This is a genomic window from Actinomadura sp. NPDC023710, assembly GCF_040639875.1.
Classification (GTDB): Bacteria; Actinomycetota; Actinomycetes; order Streptosporangiales; family Streptosporangiaceae; genus Spirillospora; species Spirillospora citrea.
Window position 1 is genome coordinate 46,650 of sequence record NZ_JBFAGB010000043.1, and the last position, 16,864, is coordinate 63,513.

At 72.3% G+C, this 16,864-nt stretch carries 20 protein-coding genes; 9 read left to right on the forward strand and 11 right to left on the reverse strand.

Annotation, left to right across the window (positions count from 1 at the left end; all coding sequences use genetic code 11):
• Positions 1-18: 18 nt before the first annotated feature.
• Positions 19-423: a nuclear transport factor 2 family protein gene (locus AB0H37_RS36520; protein WP_360617228.1), complete on the reverse strand. Its 405-nt coding sequence runs from the start codon at positions 421-423 to the stop codon at positions 19-21.
• An 81-nt stretch (positions 424-504) separates the two neighbouring features.
• Here AB0H37_RS36520 and AB0H37_RS36525 point away from each other — a divergent pair, with 81 nt between their 5' ends.
• A complete protein-coding gene (locus tag AB0H37_RS36525) occupies positions 505-1,050 on the forward strand; it encodes a helix-turn-helix domain-containing protein (RefSeq protein ID WP_360617229.1) in 546 nt (181 codons plus the stop codon).
• A 7-nt stretch (positions 1,051-1,057) separates the two neighbouring features.
• Here the strand turns inward: AB0H37_RS36525 and AB0H37_RS36530 are convergent, their stop codons facing one another.
• Complete coding sequence (locus AB0H37_RS36530; RefSeq protein WP_360617231.1) at positions 1,058-1,486, reverse strand: SRPBCC family protein; 429 nt, start codon at positions 1,484-1,486, stop codon at positions 1,058-1,060.
• Complete coding sequence (locus tag AB0H37_RS36535; RefSeq protein ID WP_329093648.1) at positions 1,426-2,346, reverse strand: LysR family transcriptional regulator; 921 nt, start codon at positions 2,344-2,346, stop codon at positions 1,426-1,428. The genes AB0H37_RS36530 and AB0H37_RS36535 overlap by 61 nt, the downstream gene beginning before the upstream one ends.
• 69 nt (positions 2,347-2,415) lie before the next feature.
• Between AB0H37_RS36535 and AB0H37_RS36540 the strand changes: the two genes are divergently transcribed.
• Positions 2,416-2,943 (forward strand): hypothetical protein, encoded by a 528-nt coding sequence (locus AB0H37_RS36540; protein WP_179833556.1) that lies wholly within the window; start codon positions 2,416-2,418, stop codon positions 2,941-2,943.
• Here AB0H37_RS36540 and AB0H37_RS36545 read toward each other — a convergent pair.
• Together AB0H37_RS36545 and rpsT are read right to left on the reverse strand one after the other, a co-directional pair.
• Positions 2,885-3,421 carry an RNA 2'-phosphotransferase gene (locus AB0H37_RS36545; protein ID WP_329093646.1) on the reverse strand — a complete coding sequence of 179 codons (537 nt, stop codon included), beginning with the start codon at positions 3,419-3,421 and terminating at the stop codon, positions 2,885-2,887. The two genes, AB0H37_RS36540 and AB0H37_RS36545, sit on opposite strands and share 59 nt — an antisense overlap.
• Positions 3,422-3,468: 47 nt before the next feature.
• Positions 3,469-3,738 carry a 30S ribosomal protein S20 gene (rpsT, locus tag AB0H37_RS36550; protein WP_179833558.1) on the reverse strand — a complete coding sequence of 90 codons (270 nt, stop codon included), beginning with the start codon at positions 3,736-3,738 and terminating at the stop codon, positions 3,469-3,471.
• A 240-nt stretch (positions 3,739-3,978) separates the two neighbouring features.
• Here rpsT and lepA point away from each other — a divergent pair, with 240 nt between their 5' ends.
• A complete protein-coding gene (lepA, locus tag AB0H37_RS36555) occupies positions 3,979-5,820 on the forward strand; it encodes a translation elongation factor 4 (RefSeq protein ID WP_360617233.1) in 1,842 nt (613 codons plus the stop codon).
• Between the two features lie 3 nt (positions 5,821-5,823).
• Here the strand turns inward: lepA and AB0H37_RS36560 are convergent, their stop codons facing one another.
• The 3 genes from AB0H37_RS36560 to AB0H37_RS36570 all read right to left on the reverse strand — a co-directional run bounded on the left by AB0H37_RS36560 (position 5,824) and on the right by AB0H37_RS36570 (position 8,893).
• Complete coding sequence (locus AB0H37_RS36560) at positions 5,824-6,354, reverse strand: DUF4870 domain-containing protein (RefSeq protein WP_329093641.1); 531 nt, start codon at positions 6,352-6,354, stop codon at positions 5,824-5,826.
• A 147-nt stretch (positions 6,355-6,501) separates the two neighbouring features.
• Positions 6,502-7,926 (reverse strand): hypothetical protein, encoded by a 1,425-nt coding sequence (locus AB0H37_RS36565; RefSeq protein ID WP_360617234.1) that lies wholly within the window; start codon positions 7,924-7,926, stop codon positions 6,502-6,504.
• 82 nt (positions 7,927-8,008) lie between these two features.
• Positions 8,009-8,893: a hypothetical protein gene (locus AB0H37_RS36570; protein ID WP_179833562.1), complete on the reverse strand. Its 885-nt coding sequence runs from the start codon at positions 8,891-8,893 to the stop codon at positions 8,009-8,011.
• 169 nt (positions 8,894-9,062) lie between these two features.
• On the opposite strand from AB0H37_RS36570, the gene AB0H37_RS36575 reads away from it, so the two are divergent.
• Together AB0H37_RS36575 and hemW are read left to right on the forward strand one after the other, a co-directional pair.
• Positions 9,063-9,503, forward strand: a complete 441-nt coding sequence (locus AB0H37_RS36575; RefSeq protein WP_329093637.1) for a hypothetical protein — start codon at positions 9,063-9,065, stop codon at positions 9,501-9,503.
• 44 nt (positions 9,504-9,547) lie between these two features.
• Positions 9,548-10,756, forward strand: coding sequence for a radical SAM family heme chaperone HemW (hemW, locus tag AB0H37_RS36580; RefSeq protein WP_360617236.1), 1,209 nt, complete (start codon positions 9,548-9,550; stop codon positions 10,754-10,756).
• Positions 10,757-10,877: 121 nt separating this feature from the next.
• On the opposite strand, the gene AB0H37_RS36585 is transcribed toward hemW, so the two are convergent.
• A complete protein-coding gene (locus tag AB0H37_RS36585; protein WP_360617237.1) occupies positions 10,878-11,702 on the reverse strand; it encodes a DUF3097 domain-containing protein in 825 nt (274 codons plus the stop codon).
• 202 nt (positions 11,703-11,904) lie between these two features.
• Here AB0H37_RS36585 and hrcA point away from each other — a divergent pair, with 202 nt between their 5' ends.
• From hrcA to AB0H37_RS36600, 3 genes are all read left to right on the forward strand, one after another.
• Positions 11,905-12,915, forward strand: coding sequence for a heat-inducible transcriptional repressor HrcA (hrcA, locus tag AB0H37_RS36590; protein WP_179833566.1), 1,011 nt, complete (start codon positions 11,905-11,907; stop codon positions 12,913-12,915).
• A complete protein-coding gene (gene dnaJ, locus AB0H37_RS36595; RefSeq protein WP_179833567.1) occupies positions 12,916-14,049 on the forward strand; it encodes a molecular chaperone DnaJ in 1,134 nt (377 codons plus the stop codon).
• A 106-nt stretch (positions 14,050-14,155) separates the two neighbouring features.
• Positions 14,156-14,887, forward strand: coding sequence for a 16S rRNA (uracil(1498)-N(3))-methyltransferase (locus AB0H37_RS36600; protein ID WP_360617239.1), 732 nt, complete (start codon positions 14,156-14,158; stop codon positions 14,885-14,887).
• A 15-nt stretch (positions 14,888-14,902) separates the two neighbouring features.
• Here the strand turns inward: AB0H37_RS36600 and AB0H37_RS36605 are convergent, their stop codons facing one another.
• The gene (locus AB0H37_RS36605) at positions 14,903-15,577 is read right to left on the reverse strand and encodes a hypothetical protein (protein WP_179833569.1); all 675 of its coding nucleotides are present in this window, start codon (positions 15,575-15,577) and stop codon (positions 14,903-14,905) included.
• Positions 15,574-16,116 carry a SigE family RNA polymerase sigma factor gene (locus AB0H37_RS36610; RefSeq protein ID WP_229809879.1) on the reverse strand — a complete coding sequence of 181 codons (543 nt, stop codon included), beginning with the start codon at positions 16,114-16,116 and terminating at the stop codon, positions 15,574-15,576. The genes AB0H37_RS36605 and AB0H37_RS36610 overlap by 4 nt, the downstream gene beginning before the upstream one ends.
• A gap of 344 nt (positions 16,117-16,460) precedes the next feature.
• Between AB0H37_RS36610 and AB0H37_RS36615 the strand changes: the two genes are divergently transcribed.
• The gene (locus AB0H37_RS36615) at positions 16,461-16,805 is read left to right on the forward strand and encodes a histidine triad nucleotide-binding protein (protein ID WP_179833570.1); all 345 of its coding nucleotides are present in this window, start codon (positions 16,461-16,463) and stop codon (positions 16,803-16,805) included.
• The last annotated feature ends 59 nt before the right edge of the window (positions 16,806-16,864 follow it).

Consider the following 16,864-nt stretch of genomic DNA (forward strand, 5'->3'; position numbering starts at 1 on the left):
AGGTGCGTGGTGGGGCGGTCAGGCGAGGGCGTGCATGATGGCCAGGGTGTTCTGGTATTCGCGCCACAGGGCCACCTTGCCGTCGCGCGCGGTGAGGACGGCGATGAAAGCGGCCGTGGACTGCTTGGCCGTCCGGGTGTTGGTGCCGGTCAGTTCGTACTCCACCACGATCGTGTCCGGGTCGCGGGTGTCGTGGACGGCGATGGTGCGGCAGGCGTCGAACCGCACGGGAAGAGCGGCCCGCTGCGGGTCCGCGAACGCCAGGAACCGCTGCCTGCCTTCGAATCGGGTCGGCCGGCCCGGCGGCGCGAACGGGGTCTCGACGACGGCGTCGTCGGTGAGGAGGCCCCCGATGAGGGCGGTCGGGTGGCTGAGCCAACACTCCTGCATCCGCTGGAACAGTTCGCGTGGTGTGGTCGGCATGGCGCCTCCTAAGATGAGCGATGACTCATGTAACGAACATAATGAGTCTGGACTCATCTTGTCCAGGGAGGAGGCAGGCTGATGCGCGCGGATGCGCGGCGCAACCGGGAGCGGATCCTCGCGGCGGCGGAGGAGGTGTTCGCAGGCGCCGGGCCGGCCGCGTCGACGGAGGAGGTGGCGCGGCGGGCAGGGGTGGCGATCGGTACCGTCTTCCGGCACTTTCCGACGAAATCCGATCTGTTGCGGGCCATGATGAAACGGTTGTTGCAGCAGGTCACGGACGATGCGGCGGAGCTCATCTCGCACGGGGACCCGGCCGGCGCGCTGTTCGAGTTCGTTGCGCGGCTCGTGGAACGGACGGCCGCGAACCGGGCGGTCGTGAGCCTGCTGGCGGCCGAGGGGATGGAGGTGCCGATCACGGGTCCGCTCGGCTCGCTCAGCGATGCGGTGGGAGAACTGCTGGTCCGCGGGCAGGAAGCGGGAGCCATCGCCGAGGGGATTCGCCTCGACGAGGTGATGGCGCTCCTGGTCAGCGCATGTCAGGGCGCCCTGCACGGGGGTTGGGACGCCGACCTGCGCCGGCGGACGCTCGGCCTCATGCTCGCCGGCCTCCGCCCAGGCGCCTGACGGTACTTCAGGGGGTTGGCTGCTGTTCGGCCTTGACCTTCAGGCCCTCCGCTTCCATGGTCACGTAGCGGCGGGTGAGGCGGCCGGCCAGGAGGGCGAAGAGGGGGGCCAGGGGGCCCTTCTGGTCGAGGGTGAGGCGGACGGTGGACCTGCCGTCGGCGGTGGGGACGATCTCGTGGGCCCCGGTCGTGGTGACGCCGGTGGAGCGGGACTCCCAGGTGAAGGTCCTGTTCTCGTCGAAGGCGGTGACGGTCCAGACGGTCGCGGGGAGTTTCGGCTGGTGGACGCGGGCCCGGCTGCCGAGGCCGAAGGGCTCGTCCAGGAGTTCGACGCGCTCCATCGAGGCGGTCATGTCGGGCCAGCGTTCGACGTCCTTCAGGAGGTTCCAGGCGGTCTCGGGCGGGGCGTCGATGTCGACGGAGGTCTCGAAGTGCACGGCGTGCTCCTCAGCGATGTGCGGACGGCGGCCAGGAGGTCGGTGACGAGGGGGTCGTCGGCCCTGCCCGGCAGGTGGAGAGCGTAGTAGGGGACGGCGGGCAGGTCGATGATCTCGCGCGCCGTCAGGCCCGGGGGAGGGGGGACGCAGCCGTTGACGACGGCGAGTCCGACGCCGAGGGACGCGAAGTGCAGCATCAGGGGCCAGCCGGCGGCCTCGACGGCCAGTGACCAGGGCACCTCGGCGGCGCGCAGGGCGCGTTCGAGGGTGATGCGGTGCGGGCCGTCGGGAGGCGGGACGACGAGGGAGGCGCCGGCGAGGTCGGTGAGGGTGAGGTGCGGCCTCGCGGTGAGGGGGTGGTCGTCCGGCATGACGAGCGTCTGGGGGTAGGACGCCAGCGGGACGGCGGTGATGTCGGCGGGCAGCACGTCGAGGACGGCGACGCCCAGGTCGGCGCGGCCGGTGCGGACGGCGGCGAGCGTGCGGGCGCGGTCGCCGTTGATCAGGCGGACGCCGGGGCGGACGACGCCGCCGAGGAGGTAGAGGTAGGCGCCCTCGCCGGCGGCCAGGGCCGGGACGCGGGAGGGGGACGTGCCGCGGACGTCCGCGAGGAACGCCGTCATGCGGGCGTCGAGGTCGCGGGCGAAGCGGGCGACCTGCTCGCCGGCAGGGGTGAGGGCCAGGCGGCGCCCGTGCCGCGTGTAGAGGGGACGCCCCAGGGTGTCGCCGAGTTTCTGCACCTTGACGTGGAGGGCGGGCTGGGAGATGTGGAGCGCCTCGGCGGCGCGGGTGAAGTTGAGGTGGTCGGCGAAGACCGCGAACGAGGCGAGCGCGTCCGTGGACAGGCGGCTCAGATCCATAGCTACGGACTATAGCTATGGAGGCGATTGATAGTTCTGCTTTAGGAGGTTCGGGCCGAGGGTGGGGACATGAACATCGAACCGCGGCTCGGCGTCGACTTCGGCCGGGTCATCCATGGCGGGCTCATGGCTCCCGGTGAGGACGACACCGTGTTCCTCGACGGGAGCTTCGAGGAAGCCCTCGCGTCCCCCGCGACGGACGGCGTCTACGAGGTGCTGCCCGGCCTGATCGAGGCGTTCGGGGGACGGGCGTGGATCATCTCCAAGTGCGGAGACCGGATCCGGGAAAGGACGCTGGCCTGGCTCGACCACCACGATTTCTACGGGCGGACGGGCCTTCCGCGGAGCAACGTGCGGTTCTGCCGGAAGCGGCAGGACAAGGCCCGGCACTGCGCGGAACTCGGGATCACCCACATGATCGACGACCGGCTGGACGTGCACCGCGCCATTCGCGAGATCGTCCCGCACCGGTACCTGTTCGGGCCGAAGGAGGGGCCCGAATGGGTCCGGCACGTCCCCGACTGGGCCGCCGCGGAGGTCATTCGCTCAGATATGCCGGCGGAACCGCGTCGACCAGCCACACGCCGTTCGCGCTGACGCGGAACGCGTGACCGTCGGCCGCCATCCGCCCGGCCTGGACGGTCAGCACGACGGGGGCGCCGCGCCGGGCGCCGACCCGCCGGGCCGTCTCGCGGTCGGGGGACAGGTGGACGTCGTGCCGCCCCATGGGCAGCAGCCCCTCCCGCAGGATGGGGTCGACGGAACGGCGCACGGTGCCGTGGAACAGCAGTTCCGGCGGCGGCGTCACCGGCAGGTTCAGTGCGACGGGGACCGAGTGGCCCTGGACGGCCCGGATCCGGTTCCCGGCGAGCTCGTAGCGCTTCTTGTCGTTGACCGCCACCACGTGTTCGAGTTCGGCGCGGGTGAGCGCGAACCCGTGGGCGGCGGCGGCCGAGAGCAGGGCGGTGACGTCCGCCCACCCCTCGGGATCGAGCGTGAGGCCGATCCGCTCGGGGCGGTGCCGCAGGTGCTTGGCGAGATACTTGGAGATCTTGACCGCGCGGCGCTCGTCCATGGACATGCGTCGGGGCCGGCGCGCGGCCGGCCCCGGGCGTGCGGCTCTTACTTGGCCTGCAGGGCGGCGGCCTGCTTGGCGATCGCCGACTTGCGGTTGGCGGCCTGGTTCTTGTGGATGACGCCCTTGCTGACGGCCTTGTCCAGCTTGCGTGCGGCGAACCGCTGCGCGGCGACGGCGTCGTCCACGTTGCCGGCCTCGGCGGCGACGCGGAACTTGCGGATCGCCGTCTTCAGCTCGGACTTGACGGCCTTGTTGCGCAGGCGAGCCTTCTCGTTCTGCTTGTTGCGCTTGATCTGGGACTTGATGTTAGCCACGTCGTAGAGCCTCAGCTTGGTCGCGATCCTGGGCCTGCGCGTATCGGCAGGCGCTGACGAAATGTCTGAACGGGGGCGGGACGGTGCCCCCGGGGCACGACGCTACGCCACACGCAGTCGCACAGCTTACCAATCTCCGGGCCCGGTCCCAAACCGGACCGTGCACGGAGCATCGCGCAGGACATGGGACCATGGAGGCACAGAACCCTGTCCACCTGTGAGCATTGCGAACGGACCCCGGTGCCAGCGCCCCAGCTCGACAAGACCGATCCCGCGATCATCCGCAACTTCTGCATCATCGCGCACATCGACCATGGCAAGTCGACCCTCGCGGACCGGATGCTGCAGCTGACCGGCGTGGTCGAGGAGCGCCAGATGCGCGCACAGTACCTCGACCGCATGGACATCGAGCGCGAGCGCGGCATCACGATCAAGAGCCAGGCGGTCCGGCTGCCCTGGACGGCCGGCGGCGTCGACCACGTCCTCAACCTGATCGACACCCCGGGCCACGTCGACTTCTCCTACGAGGTGTCGCGCTCGCTCGCGGCGTGCGAGGGCGCGGTCCTGCTGGTGGACGCGGCGCAGGGCATCGAGGCGCAGACGCTCGCCAACCTCTATCTGGCGCTCGAGGCCGACCTGCACCTGATCCCCGTTCTCAACAAGATCGACCTCCCGGCGGCGCAGCCGGAGAAGTACGCCGAGGAACTGGCCGGGATCATCGGGTGCGACCCCTCGGACGTGCTGCGCGTGTCCGGCAAGACGGGCGAGGGCGTCCGCGAGCTGCTCGACAAGATCGTCGATGAGGTGCCGGCGCCGGTCGGGGACCCCGACGGCCCCGCGCGGGCGCTGATCTTCGACTCGGTGTACGACACCTACCGGGGCGTCGTCACCTATGTCCGGATCATCGACGGGCGCCTGTCGCGGCGCGAGAAGAGCCTGATGATGTCGACCGGGGCCGCGCACGAGACCCTGGAGGTCGGCGTGATCTCCCCCGAGCCCAAGCCCGTGCAGGGCCTCGGCGTCGGCGAGGTCGGCTACCTGATCACCGGGGTGAAGGACGTCCGGCAGGCGCGCGTCGGCGACACCGTGACCGGCGCGTCCCGGCAGGCCCCCGAGTCGCTCGGCGGCTACCGCGACCCGAAGCCGATGGTGTTCTCCGGTCTCTACCCGATGGACGGCGACCAGTACCCCGAGCTGCGCGACGCGCTCGACAAGCTGCGGCTGAACGACGCCGCGCTGGTCTACGAGCCGGAGACGTCGGCGGCGCTCGGGTTCGGGTTCCGCTGCGGCTTCCTCGGCCTGCTGCACATGGAGATCGTCCGGGAGCGGCTGGAGCGCGAGTTCGGTCTGTCGCTGATCTCGACCGCGCCGAACGTGGTCTACCGGGTCGTGATGGAGGACGGGTCGGAGCACGTCGTCACCAACCCCAGCGAGTTCCCCGAGGGCAAGATCGGGGCGGTGTACGAGCCGGTGGTGAAGGCGACGCTGCTGTCCCCGTCCGAGCACATCGGCGCGATCATGGAGCTGTGCCAGGGCCGCCGCGGCGTGCTGCTCGGCATGGACTACCTGTCGGAGGACCGCGTCGAGATCCGCTACACGCTGCCGCTCGCCGAGATCATCTTCGACTTCTTCGACCAGCTGAAGTCGAGGACGCGCGGGTACGCCTCGCTCGACTACGAGCCCAGCGGCGAGCAGGAGTCCGACCTGGTGAAGGTCGACATCCTGCTGCAGGGCGAGTCGGTGGACGCCTTCAGCCAGATCGTGCACAAGGACAAGTCCCGCGAGTACGGCCTGATGATGACGGCCAAGCTCAAGGAGCTGATCCCGCGGCAGCAGTACGAGGTGCCGATCCAGGCCGCGGTCGGGGCCCGCATCATCGCCCGCGAGAACATCCGCGCCATCCGCAAGGACGTCCTCGCCAAGTGCTACGGCGGCGACATCTCCCGCAAGCGCAAGCTGCTGGAGAAGCAGAAGGAGGGCAAGAAGCGGATGAAGACCATCGGGCGGGTGGACGTCCCGCAGGAGGCCTTCGTCGCCGCCCTCTCGACCGGGGGCGGCGACGCCGACAAGGGCAAGAAGTAGCCGTTACTTCACAAGGGGCCAGGCCACCGCGGAGGGGACGCGCCGGAACTCGCCGCGGTTGGCGGCCCTGCCCGCGTACACCAGGAAGAACATCTCCACGGCCGTGAACAGCAGCGGCACCCAGATGAGGAAGTCGGCGACCAGCGACAGCAGGCCGAAGACGAACCACACGGCGATGGCGGCGACGCCCATGTTGAGGCCCTGCGCGGCGTGCCTGCGCACGAACGGCGAGCGGGCCTTGCCCAGGTAGACGACGGCCGGGGCGATCGCGCCGACGAGGAACTGCCCGACGTACGCCATCAGCGACCACGTCTTCTCGTCGTCGGTGACGGGGCCGAAATGGCCGGGTATCTGGGCGGTGTCGTGTCCGCCCTGGGGGTTGTCCCCGCCCGGGGGCTGCTGCTGCCAGCCCATGCCGCCCTGGGGTTGCTGTGGCTGCTGCCAGGCGTTGCCGGGCTGCTGCCAGGGGGTCTGTTGCTGCTGCCACTGGGGCTGCTGTCCCTGGCCGGGCGACGGGGGGTGCCCGTAGGCCATGGCGGACGTCCTCTCCGGGGTCGCTATGCGAGTTATTGGCGAAGTGTATGACTCCTTGGACGCGCGTGGAGTTCGCCCAGGTTCCCTATGAACAAGGGCCCGTGGCCGATTCGCGCCACGGGCCCGGCTGCGGTGCCTGGTGAGGTGTCAGGGACGCCAGAGGACGGCGGACGGGTTCGCCTGCGTGAGCGTGACCGAGCCCTTCCACTCGACCGACGAGGGTTGCGGCAGGAACGAGTCGTCCAGGAAGAACCCGCGGTTGATGGACGTCACCGTGGCCGGGGCGCCGTTGTCCCCGGTACCGGTGGGACGGCGAAGGGCCTCGATGCCCGCGATGTCGGAGACCCTCGTCCCCTCCGGCAGCTCGACGGTGGTGGCGACGGCGCCGTCACGGTCGATGGACCAGGTCGGCTCGTCGTGGTCGGAGCGGTACAGCCGGGACGGGTCGGACTTCAGCCGCACCCCGAGCGCGACCCCGGGCACCGACCCGGACCCGGTCGCGGCGCCCGTCGTCTTCGCGAACTCCACGAACAGGTACGTCCGCTGGTCGCCGACCTCGCGCGTCGCCGGATCGGACGGGTTCTCGATCTTCCTTTCGCGGACCATCTCCTGCGCCGCGATCCGGTAGGTCCACGGCTCGCGGTCCATGACGACCTCGCGGGCCCGGCCGTCCGGGCGCGTCCCGGCGGCGTCCAGCAGGAAGCGCAGCGGCGGGTCCGGCGAGATCACGTCGCACATGTTGTTGTTCTGCGTGCAGGTCTGCAGCAGGGGGTGGTCGCCCTCGTAGCGGCCCGTGAACTTCAGGGTCAGGTGCATCGGGGCCTGGTAGACGGCGGTGCCGTCCACGCGCCTGCCGGACGCGTCGACCTCGACCCGGTAGATCCACTCGATGTCGGTCGTCCGGCCCCAGCGGGCCATCAGCGCGGGCGTGTCGGTGCCGCCGTCCTCGTTGCTCCACACCACCGAGTACTCGATGATCTTGTGTCCGGGGGTGGCGGCGGGGCGGGTCTCGTGCCAGGCGACCAGGGGGGTGTCTGTGGTCGCGTTCTGGTAGGGGTCGCCGAACGGCCAGCCCGTCCGCCCGACGACGACGGGCGCATGGCGCAGGGCGAGCGCGTCCGCCTCCGGCATGCGGACCGCGGGGCGCCGGAGCGTGACGCGGCTTGCGGCGGGCGCGCTGCCCTCGGCGAACCGCAGCGTCACCTTATGGCGTCCCTTCCCGACGCGCCCGAGCCCGAGGCTGCGGGGGATCGGGTCGGAGGAGGGGACGACGAGGTCGGTCACATGGCGCCCGTCGACGGCGATCGACACGACGGCCGACTCGGCGCCCCCGCGGACCCAGGAGACGCCCGGGGCGGACGCGGTGAAGGAGATCACCGCCTCCCCGTCCCGGCGGGCGGTGAACGGCAGCGACCGGGCGGGGCCGCCGCGGTGGACGTTGATCGTGCCGGGAGACCCGGCGGAGCGGGTGGGGGAGGCGGCGTGGGCTGGGGAGGCGGTGAGGGCGAGGGGAGCGCCGGCGAGGACTGCACCGGTCACGGCGAGCACGGCATGGCGCGCGCGGCTTCTCATGATCGGGGAACCTAGGCGGCCGCGGTTGCGTTCCGGTGACGGCGCGGTCCCCCGTGGGTGTCGGCTCCGTGTGCGTCAGGGTTCAGGAACCGGCCCACAGCGGCGACAGCGCCGCCGGCACCCCCAGGGACACACCGGTGAACCGCTCCGCCTCGTCCGCCCCGTCGGGCGCGTGGAGGGTGAGCCCGGAGGCCGCCAGCCGGACGGAGCGGCCGCGCCTGACGATCTCGTGGTCGAGTTCCCGCAGCAGCGCGACGACGTCGCCGGCGGGCTCGTCGAGCAGGTCGACGCCGTCGAGCCGGAACCGCATCTCGGGGTTGCCGCTCCAGCCGGGCGCCCGCGTCCCGCAGATCTGCGCGAGCCGCTCGACGCCGTCCTCGCCCCGGCCGGTCGACAGCGCCAGCGACCCGCGCCCCACCCGGACGCTGCGGTGCCCGGCCCACCCGCACAGGAACGACGACTTCGGCGGGAGGGTGCCGCAGCGCTCCGCGACCGCGGCGAGGGTCGTCCAGGCGTCCGCGGCGCGGGTGGAGAACAGCAGGCTCGCGTCCGGCAGCAGCGCCCCGCGCCCCGGCTCCAGCGTGACCACGAACGGCGGCACCCGGCCGGGGAACCGCGCCGGGTCGGCCTCCCGGAGGGTGACGATGCCCTCCCACTCGACGGGCTCCGCGACCGCGAACCAGGTGATCGCGGCCTCGGTGCCGAACTCGCGGAACGTCGCGTCGGTCAGCCGCTCGGCGACCGCCTCCCGCAGCCCGTCGGCCGTCTCGGCGAGCCTGCGGCGCCACCACGCCGGCTCGGGGTCGGACCGGCCGCCCGCGGACCAGCGCGTCCCCGCGCCGGTGAAGTCCGAGCGCCGCTCGGCGCCCGCGTCGTCCACCAGCACCCAGTGCCAGCCGTCCGGCTCGCCGCGCAGCAGCACCCGGGCGGGCACTCGTCCCCGGCCGGTCGCACCCACATTTCGCATCCGGACGACCTTATCCGTATTCGTTGCGGCTCCTCAGGCGGTCGGCGGCCGAAGTCGCGCCGGTCGGCCGCGACACGGCGGCGGCTGCTCGGCGCGGGCGCCGGTGCCGGTACGGTCGGACGGGTACGGTGCCTTGATCTACCGAACCGGCCGACCTCGCGGAGGCAGCGTGACCCACCCCGAGCAGGTTCTGCGTTCCGAGAAGGAACGGGAGACGGTGAACGGCGCCGTGCGCGCGCTGCGTTCGGCCGCCCCCGCGGGCTGGCAGCGGCTCGACTTCGAGTTCCGCGCGACGGTCGGCATCGACAGCGCCTCCTTCGAGGTCGAGGGCCCCGACGGCGGGCGCCGCACGGCCCTGCCCCCGGGCCAGGCCGTCGGGAAGATGGACGAGCTGCGCCGCGTCATGTACCGGTCCGGCAAGGGCGCCTGGTTCACCGCGCGCCTCCAGGTCGAGCGCTCCGGCCACTTCAGCGCCGAGTTCGACTACGACGGCGAGCCCGACTTCACCCCGCCGCTGGCCTCGTCCGCCTACGTCCAGGACCTCGACCGCTTCCCCCGCTCGGCCGAGCACATCCCCGACTGGCTCCGCGACAAGCTCGGGGACGCCTGACCGGCCCGGTCGAAGCAGGCGGCGGAGCGGGGCAGACTTGGAAGGTGCCCTCGACCCTTCCTGATGGCGACCCCGTACCGGCCGACGGTGCGCTGCCCGGCAGTGCCCTGCACGGGCTCGGAAAGCGCCCGTTCGCGTTCTACGTGCACGTGCCCTTCTGCGTGACCCGGTGCGGGTACTGCGACTTCAACACCTACACGGCGACGGAGCTGGGTCCGGGGGCGAGCCGCGACTCCTACGCCGACACCGCGATCCGCGAGGTCCGCATGGCCCGGCGAGTGCTCGGGGACGTGGATCTGCCCGTGGAGACGGTTTTCGTGGGCGGCGGCACACCGACCCTCCTCGCGCCGGACGACCTGGGCCGGGTCCTGTCCGCGATCGACGTCGAGTTCGGGCTGGCCCCGGGCGCGGAGGTCACCACCGAGGCCAACCCCGAGTCGGTGGACGAGGCGTCCATAGGCAAGCTCCGCGAGGCCGGGTTCACGCGCGTCTCCTACGGCATGCAGAGCGCTCGCGAGCACGTCCTGGCCGTCCTGGAACGCGCGCACACGCCCGGACGCGTCCCGCAGGTCGTCGAGTGGACGCGCAAGGCGGGCTTCGAGCACATCAACCTCGACCTCATCTACGGAACGCCAGGGGAGACCGACGACGACTGGAGAGGCTCCCTGGAAGCGGCCCTGGCGGCAGAGCCCGACCACGTGTCCGCCTACGCGCTCATCGTCGAGGAGGGCACCAGGCTGGCGGCGCAAGTGAGGCGGGGTGAACTGACCGCCCCCGACGACGACGCCATGGCCGACCGCTACCTGATCGCCGAGGAGCTGCTCAGCGGCCACGGCCTGCACTGGTACGAGATCTCCAACTGGGCCGCCGACCCGCGCGCCGCCTGCCGGCACAACATGCTCTACTGGACGGGCGCCGACTGGTGGGGCGTCGGCCCGGGCGCCCACAGCCACGTGGGCGGAACCCGCTGGTGGAACGTCAAGCACCCCGCCGCCTACGCCGCCCGTCTCGCCGAGGGCACCACCCCCGCCCACGCCCGGGAGATCCTCACCGACGAGGACCGGCACATCGAACGCGTCATGCTCGAACTGCGCCTCGCCCAGGGCTGCCCCGCCCACCTCCTGGACGACGATGCCGCCCGCAGAGCGGTGCGCGACGGGCTGATCGAGCCCGCCCCCTACGAGCAGGGCCGAGCCGTCCTCACCCTCAAGGGCCGCCTCCTGGCCGACGCCGTAGTCCGAGCCCTGACCTGACCAGCGACCCCGCCCCCCGGCAGAGAGGGAAGCCTGAACGTCGGCCTCGGGTCGGGTGGCTGGAAGGCGCTCTGGGCGCCTGTAGGCCGCCCGGCTCGTGACGGGGGGTTCCAGGGGGGCGCTACCCCTGGGAAGGCACGGTCACGAAGTCGATGAGTTCTTCTACGCGGCCGAGGAGGGCGGGTTCCAGGTCGGTGTAGGCGTTCACCGAGCCGAGGATGCGTTTCCAGGCGGCGCGCGTGTCGTCGCCCCAGCCGAGTTCGGCGATCACGCCCTCCTTCCACGGGATGCCGCGGGGGATGCGGGGCCAGGCGCGGATGCCGACGGCCGCCGGCCTGACGGCCTCCCAGATGTCGATGAAGGGGTGGCCGGCGACGAGGACGTACGGCGAGGTGACCTGGGCGGCGATCCGCGACTCCTTGGACCCCTCCACGAGATGGTCGACCAGGACGCCGAGGCGCCGTCCCTCCTCGGGGGCGAACTCCTCGACGATGGCGGGCAGGTCGTCCACGCCTTCGAGGTACTCGACGACGACGCCCTCGACGCGCAGGTCGTGGCCCCAGATCTTCTCGACCAGCTCGGCGTCGTGGAGCCCCTCCACGTAGATGCGGCTCTCCTTGGCGACCTGCGCCCGCAGGCCACGGACGGCGATCGAGCCCGAGGCGGACCGCGCCGGGCCCGCGGGCGCGGCGGTCGGCCGGACGAGGGTGACCGGCTTGCCGTCGATGAGGAATCCGGACTTGGTCAGCGGGAACACCCGGCGCTTGCCGAACCGGTCCTCCAGCGTGACGCCGAACTTGTCGCAGCCGACCACGGCGCCGCAGAAGCCGCTGCCGGGATCCTCGGCGACCAGGCCCGGCTCGGCGGGGACCTCGGGGATCTGTCCTTTGCGGGGCCTGCGCCAGTCGCCGCCCAGCACGTCGTTTCCGTAGTTCTTACTCCGCACAGATCCGCACATTAACCGGGCGGGGCGCCCGCGCGGCGCCGCCCCGCGTTCCTCGGCGTGGCGCCGGTTCCCCGGCCGGATAGGATCACGCAGCCGTGCGGAGAGTGCGGGGGCGCTCCAGCCGAGCCTTCCGGGCCGTAGACTTGGCACTCGAAAGCATGGAGTGCCAGTAGCGGACCGGCCGGACGAAGGAGGTGACATCGTGCTGGACGACCGGAAACTCGCGGTCCTGCGCGCCATCGTCGAGGACTACGTCTCCACCAACGAGCCGGTGGGCTCCAAGGCGCTGGCCGACCGGCACAACCTCGGAGTCTCGCCCGCGACCATCCGCAACGACATGGCGGTGCTGGAGGAGCAGGGCTACATCGCCCAGCCCCACACCAGCGCCGGGCGCGTCCCCACCGACAAGGGCTACCGGCTGTTCGTCGACCGGCTGTCCACGATCAAGCCGTTGTCGGTCGCCGAGCGCCGCGCCATCGAGACGTTCCTGTCCGGGGCCTACGACCTCGACGACGTCGTCGGCCGGACGGTGCGGCTGCTCGCGCAGCTGACCCGGCAGGTCGCGGTGGTGCAGTACCCGTCGCTGACCCGCTCGGCGGTGCGGCACGTGGAGCTGGTCCCGGTGGCGGAGGGGCGGCTGCTGCTCGTCCTGATCACCAACACCGGGCGGGTGGAGCAGCGCGTCATCGAGACCGGGCAGATCTCCGAGGAATCGATCGGGCACCTGCGGGCGTTGCTCAACACGTGCCTGGACGGGCTCGGCCTCGGCGAGGTCCCGGCGGCCGTGGCGGACCTGCCCGACAGGGTGGGCCCGGACGAGCGGCCGGTCGCGGCGGCGGTCCTGTCGGTGCTGCTGGAAACGCTCGTCGAGAAGCACGAGGAGAAGATCGTCTTCGCCGGGGCGGCCAACCTCGCCGCCGTGGACTTCTCGCCCAGCCTGCGGGAGGTGCTGGTGGCGCTGGAGGAGCAGGTGGTCCTCATGCGGCTGCTCGGCGAGACCGGCGACTCCTCTACAGTTACGGTGCGGATCGGCACCGAGAACCCCGACCTGGGGCTCAAGTCAACCTCGGTCGTCGCCGCCGACTACGGGGTGGGCGACCTCACTCTGGCCCGGCTGGGAGTGCTCGGGCCGACACGCATGGATTACCCCAGCACGATGGGAGCGGTACGGGCAGTGGCACGCTACGTGGGACAGATCCTGGCGGGGTCGTAAGTGGCGAACGACTACTACGCGACCCTGGGCGTCCGGCGGGACGCCAGCGCCGACGAGGTCAAGAAGGCCTACCGCCGGCTCGCGCGGGAACTCCACCCGGACGTCAACCCGGATCCGGAGACCCAGGAGCGGTTCAAGGAGATCACCCAGGCCTACGAGGTGCTCTCCGACCCCAAGAAGCGCGAGATGTACGACCTCGGCGCGGACCCCTTCGCGTCCGCGGGCGGGGCGGGCGCCGGCGGGTTCGGCGGCGCCGGTTTCCCGTTCAGCGACATCATGGACGCCTTCTTCGGCACCGCGACCTCGCGGGGCCCGCGGTCGCGCGCCCGGCGCGGGCGCAACGCGACGCTGCGGGTCGAGCTCGACCTCGCCGAGACCGCGTTCGGCACCACCCGCGAGCTGTCCATCGACACGGCGGTCGCCTGCACGACCTGCGAGGGGTCGGGCTGCGCACCCGGCACCCACCCGGACACGTGTGAGACGTGCCACGGCCGCGGCGAGGTGCAGCAGGTCCAGCGCTCGTTCCTCGGCCAGGTCATGACGGCCCGGCCGTGCCCGGCGTGCGGCGGCTTCGGCTCGGTGATCCGCAACCCGTGCACCGAGTGCTCCGGCGACGGCCGGGTCCGCACCCGGCGCACCGTCAAGGTCAAGATCCCGGCCGGCGTGGAGAACGGCATCCACATCCAGCTCGCCGGCGAGGGCGAGGTCGGCCCGGGCGGCGGACCGCCCGGCGACCTGTTCCTGGAGATCGTGGAGAAGCCGCACCCGATCTTCGAGCGGGAGGGCGACGACCTGCACTGCACGGTCGAGATCCCGATGACGGCGGCCGCGCTCGGGACCAGCGTCACCATCGAGACGCTGGACGCCGCCGAGAGCGTCGACATCAAGCCGGGCACGCAGTCGGGGCAGGTCATCACGCTCTACAACCGGGGCGTCCGGCACCTCAACGAGAGCGGCCGCGGCGACCTGATGATCCACGTCAACGTGGAGACGCCGAACAGGCTCGACGAGGAGCAGGAGGAGCTGCTGCGGCAGCTCGCGGTCCTGCGCGGCGAGGAGCGCCCGCCCGGCAGGTTCGCCCCCGGGCAGCGCGGCGTGTTCTCCCGCCTCAAGGACGTCTTCAACCAGCACTGAAGCGCGGTGGCGGCGGCCTACCAGGAGGGCCGCCGCGGCGATTGAGGAGCATGGTGGCAGCGATGAGCGCCGTCGGCCCGGGTTCCGCCTCCCCCGGACGGCCCGGGTGAGCCCGCCGGTCTTTCTCGCCGGGACGGACGCGCTGGAGCGCGACCGCGTCCTGCTGGACGGGCCCGAGGGCCGGCACGCGGCGGCCGTGCGGCGGCTGCGGCAGGGGGAGCGGGTCGACCTCACCGACGGCGAGGGCCTGCTGGCCGAGTGCGTCGTCACCGCGGCCGACCGGGCGTCCCTCACGCTGGACGTGCTGGCCCGGCACCGGGAGCCCCCGCCCGCGCCCCGCCTCGTCGTCGTCCAGGCCCTCCCGAAGGGCGACAGGGGCGAGCTCGCGGTCGAGACCATGACCGAGGTCGGCGTGGACGAGATCGTCCCGTGGTCGGCGGTCCGCTGCGTCACACGCTGGCGCCCGGAGCGCCGCGACAAGGCCCTCGGGCGCTGGCGCGCGACCGCCCGCGAGGCAGGCAAGCAGGCGCGGCGCAGCCGCCTGCCCGCGGTGGCGGAGCTGGAGTCCACCGAGGACGTCGCCGGGCGGATCGCCGGCGCGTCCCTGGCCCTGGTCCTGCACGAGGAGGCGGAGGCGCCGCTGAGCGCCGTGCGGCCGCCCGCGCGGGGCGACATCGTCCTCGTGGTCGGCCCCGAGGGCGGGATCAGCGAGGACGAGCTGGAACGCTTCGCCGCCGCGGGCGGGCGCACCGCGCGGCTCGGCCCGACCGTCCTGCGCACCTCGACGGCGGGCGTCGCGGCGGCCAGCGTGCTGCTGGCCGCCACCGGCCGCTGGTAGCACCGGCCGGCGCCGTCACGGCGTGGTGGCGGCGCCCTGCTCGGTGGTCTTCGCGGGCTCGCTCGTCTCGGACGGCGTCGGCTGCTCGGTCGGCTTGCTCGGCGGCTCGGGCGTCGTGGAGGTGGGCGGAGCCGGCGTGGTGGGCGGCGCCTGCGTCGGGGTCTCGCTCGGGCAGGGCGTGGTCGCCGGGGTCGGCGTGGCGGTCGAGCCGGCCGAGGCGCCCGGCGAGGGGATGCGGCACGACGACAGGCCCGGCGAGGAACTGCTGCTCGGCGTCTCCGAGGTGCTCGGCTCGCCGGACGCGCTGCCGCCCGGCGACGACGGGACGGGGAACTCGGGATCGATCCCCGGGCCGGTGCGGTCCCCGGCGACGTCGTCGTCCCCGTCGCCGGACTGGCTGTTGCTGCCGACCGACTGCTGGATCAGGTCGATCGTCTGCGGCGCCGTCACGCCCAGGGCGGCGATCAGCACGGCCGCGGCCACGGCGAGGAGGGGGCGCGCCCAGTTCACGGTGAACCGGTCGAACCCGAAGTGCGCGGGGCCGAAACGTCCGAACCGGTGGCGCCGGCCGTCGGCGACACGGGCCCGGATGCGTTCCAGGCCGTCGCCCGCGGGGTTGACCGAGTCCGCCTCCGCGTGCAGGGCGCGGCGGAGGATCTCGCCGTGCTCGTCGTGGGGGTCGGTGGTCATGAGAACTGCTCCAGGACGTTGCGTAGCGCGGTCATGCCGCGCGCCGTATGACTCTTCACGGCGCCGCGGGAGATGCCCATCGCGCTGGCGATCTCCGCTTCGGACAGATCGGCGTAGTAGCGAAGGACGAGCGCCTCCCGCTGGCGGGCGGGGAGCCGGGACAGCGCGTCGATCACCGCCGAGCGTTCCAGCTCTCCGATGGCCCCGGCCTCCGCGCTCGGCGCGTCGGGCAGGCCCTTGGGGGCGTACTTCTCGACGACGGCGCGGTGCCGGAGCACCGATCGCGACCGGTTGACCACCGACTGGCGCAGGTACGACAGGGCCTTGTCCGGATCGCGCAGCCGGCGCCAGCCGCCGTGCATCGCGACGAACGCGTCCTGCACGACCTCCTCGGCCGTCCCCGCGTCCCGGACCAGCATCGCCGCCAGGCGCACCAGCGAACGGTAGTTGGCGCTGTAGAGGGCGGTCACCGCCTGATCGGCGTCCCAGGCGGCGGCCACCGCGCCCGCCGTGCCCCTGGCCACGAGGGTCTCGGTCACGTCAGTTGGACGCGCACCCTCGTCGTTCGGTTTACGAAAGGGCATGTCCTGGTTTGCCTCGGTCACCTATCCGCCGCCTTTGCCGGCCCCCCGCCGTCCATTCGGACGGTCGCGTCCGACCGACGTGGTCGAGCGTTCCCGCCGGGGCGAGATGTGCCGCAACGCCTTGCGAACCAGGGGGTTACGCCTGAGGTGACAACCTTAGCCAGTGGCCGGTCGAAATGCCGACCGCTACCGGGAGTTGATCGATGAGAACCCGGTCCGGCCCGGGCGGTCGTGATCCACGCCCGCGCCGGTCCCGATAGGATTTCGGGGTGGTCGCGGACCGCCGCGAGGGGAGACAGATGACCGACTGCCTGTTCTGCAAGATCGTTTCCGGGGACGTGCCCGCCACGATCGTCCGCGAGTCGGCGGGGACGGTGGCGTTCCGCGACATCAACCCGCAGGCGCCGACGCACGTGCTGGTCATCCCGCGTGACCATCACCCGACGGTCGGTGAGCTGGCCGACTCCGACGCCGAGCTGCTCGCCGAGCTGGTGCGCGAGGCCCACCAGGTCGCCGTCGACGAGGGCGTCGCCGAGACCGGCTACCGGGTCGTTTTCAACACCGGTTCCCAGGCGGGCCAGACGGTGTTCCACGCGCACGCCCACGTGCTGGGCGGGCGTGGCCTGAACTGGCCGCCCGGCTGAGCAGGCCGCCGCGCCGGAAATGCGGCGGCGGCGTGTCGGGGGTCGCCAGTACGATGGAA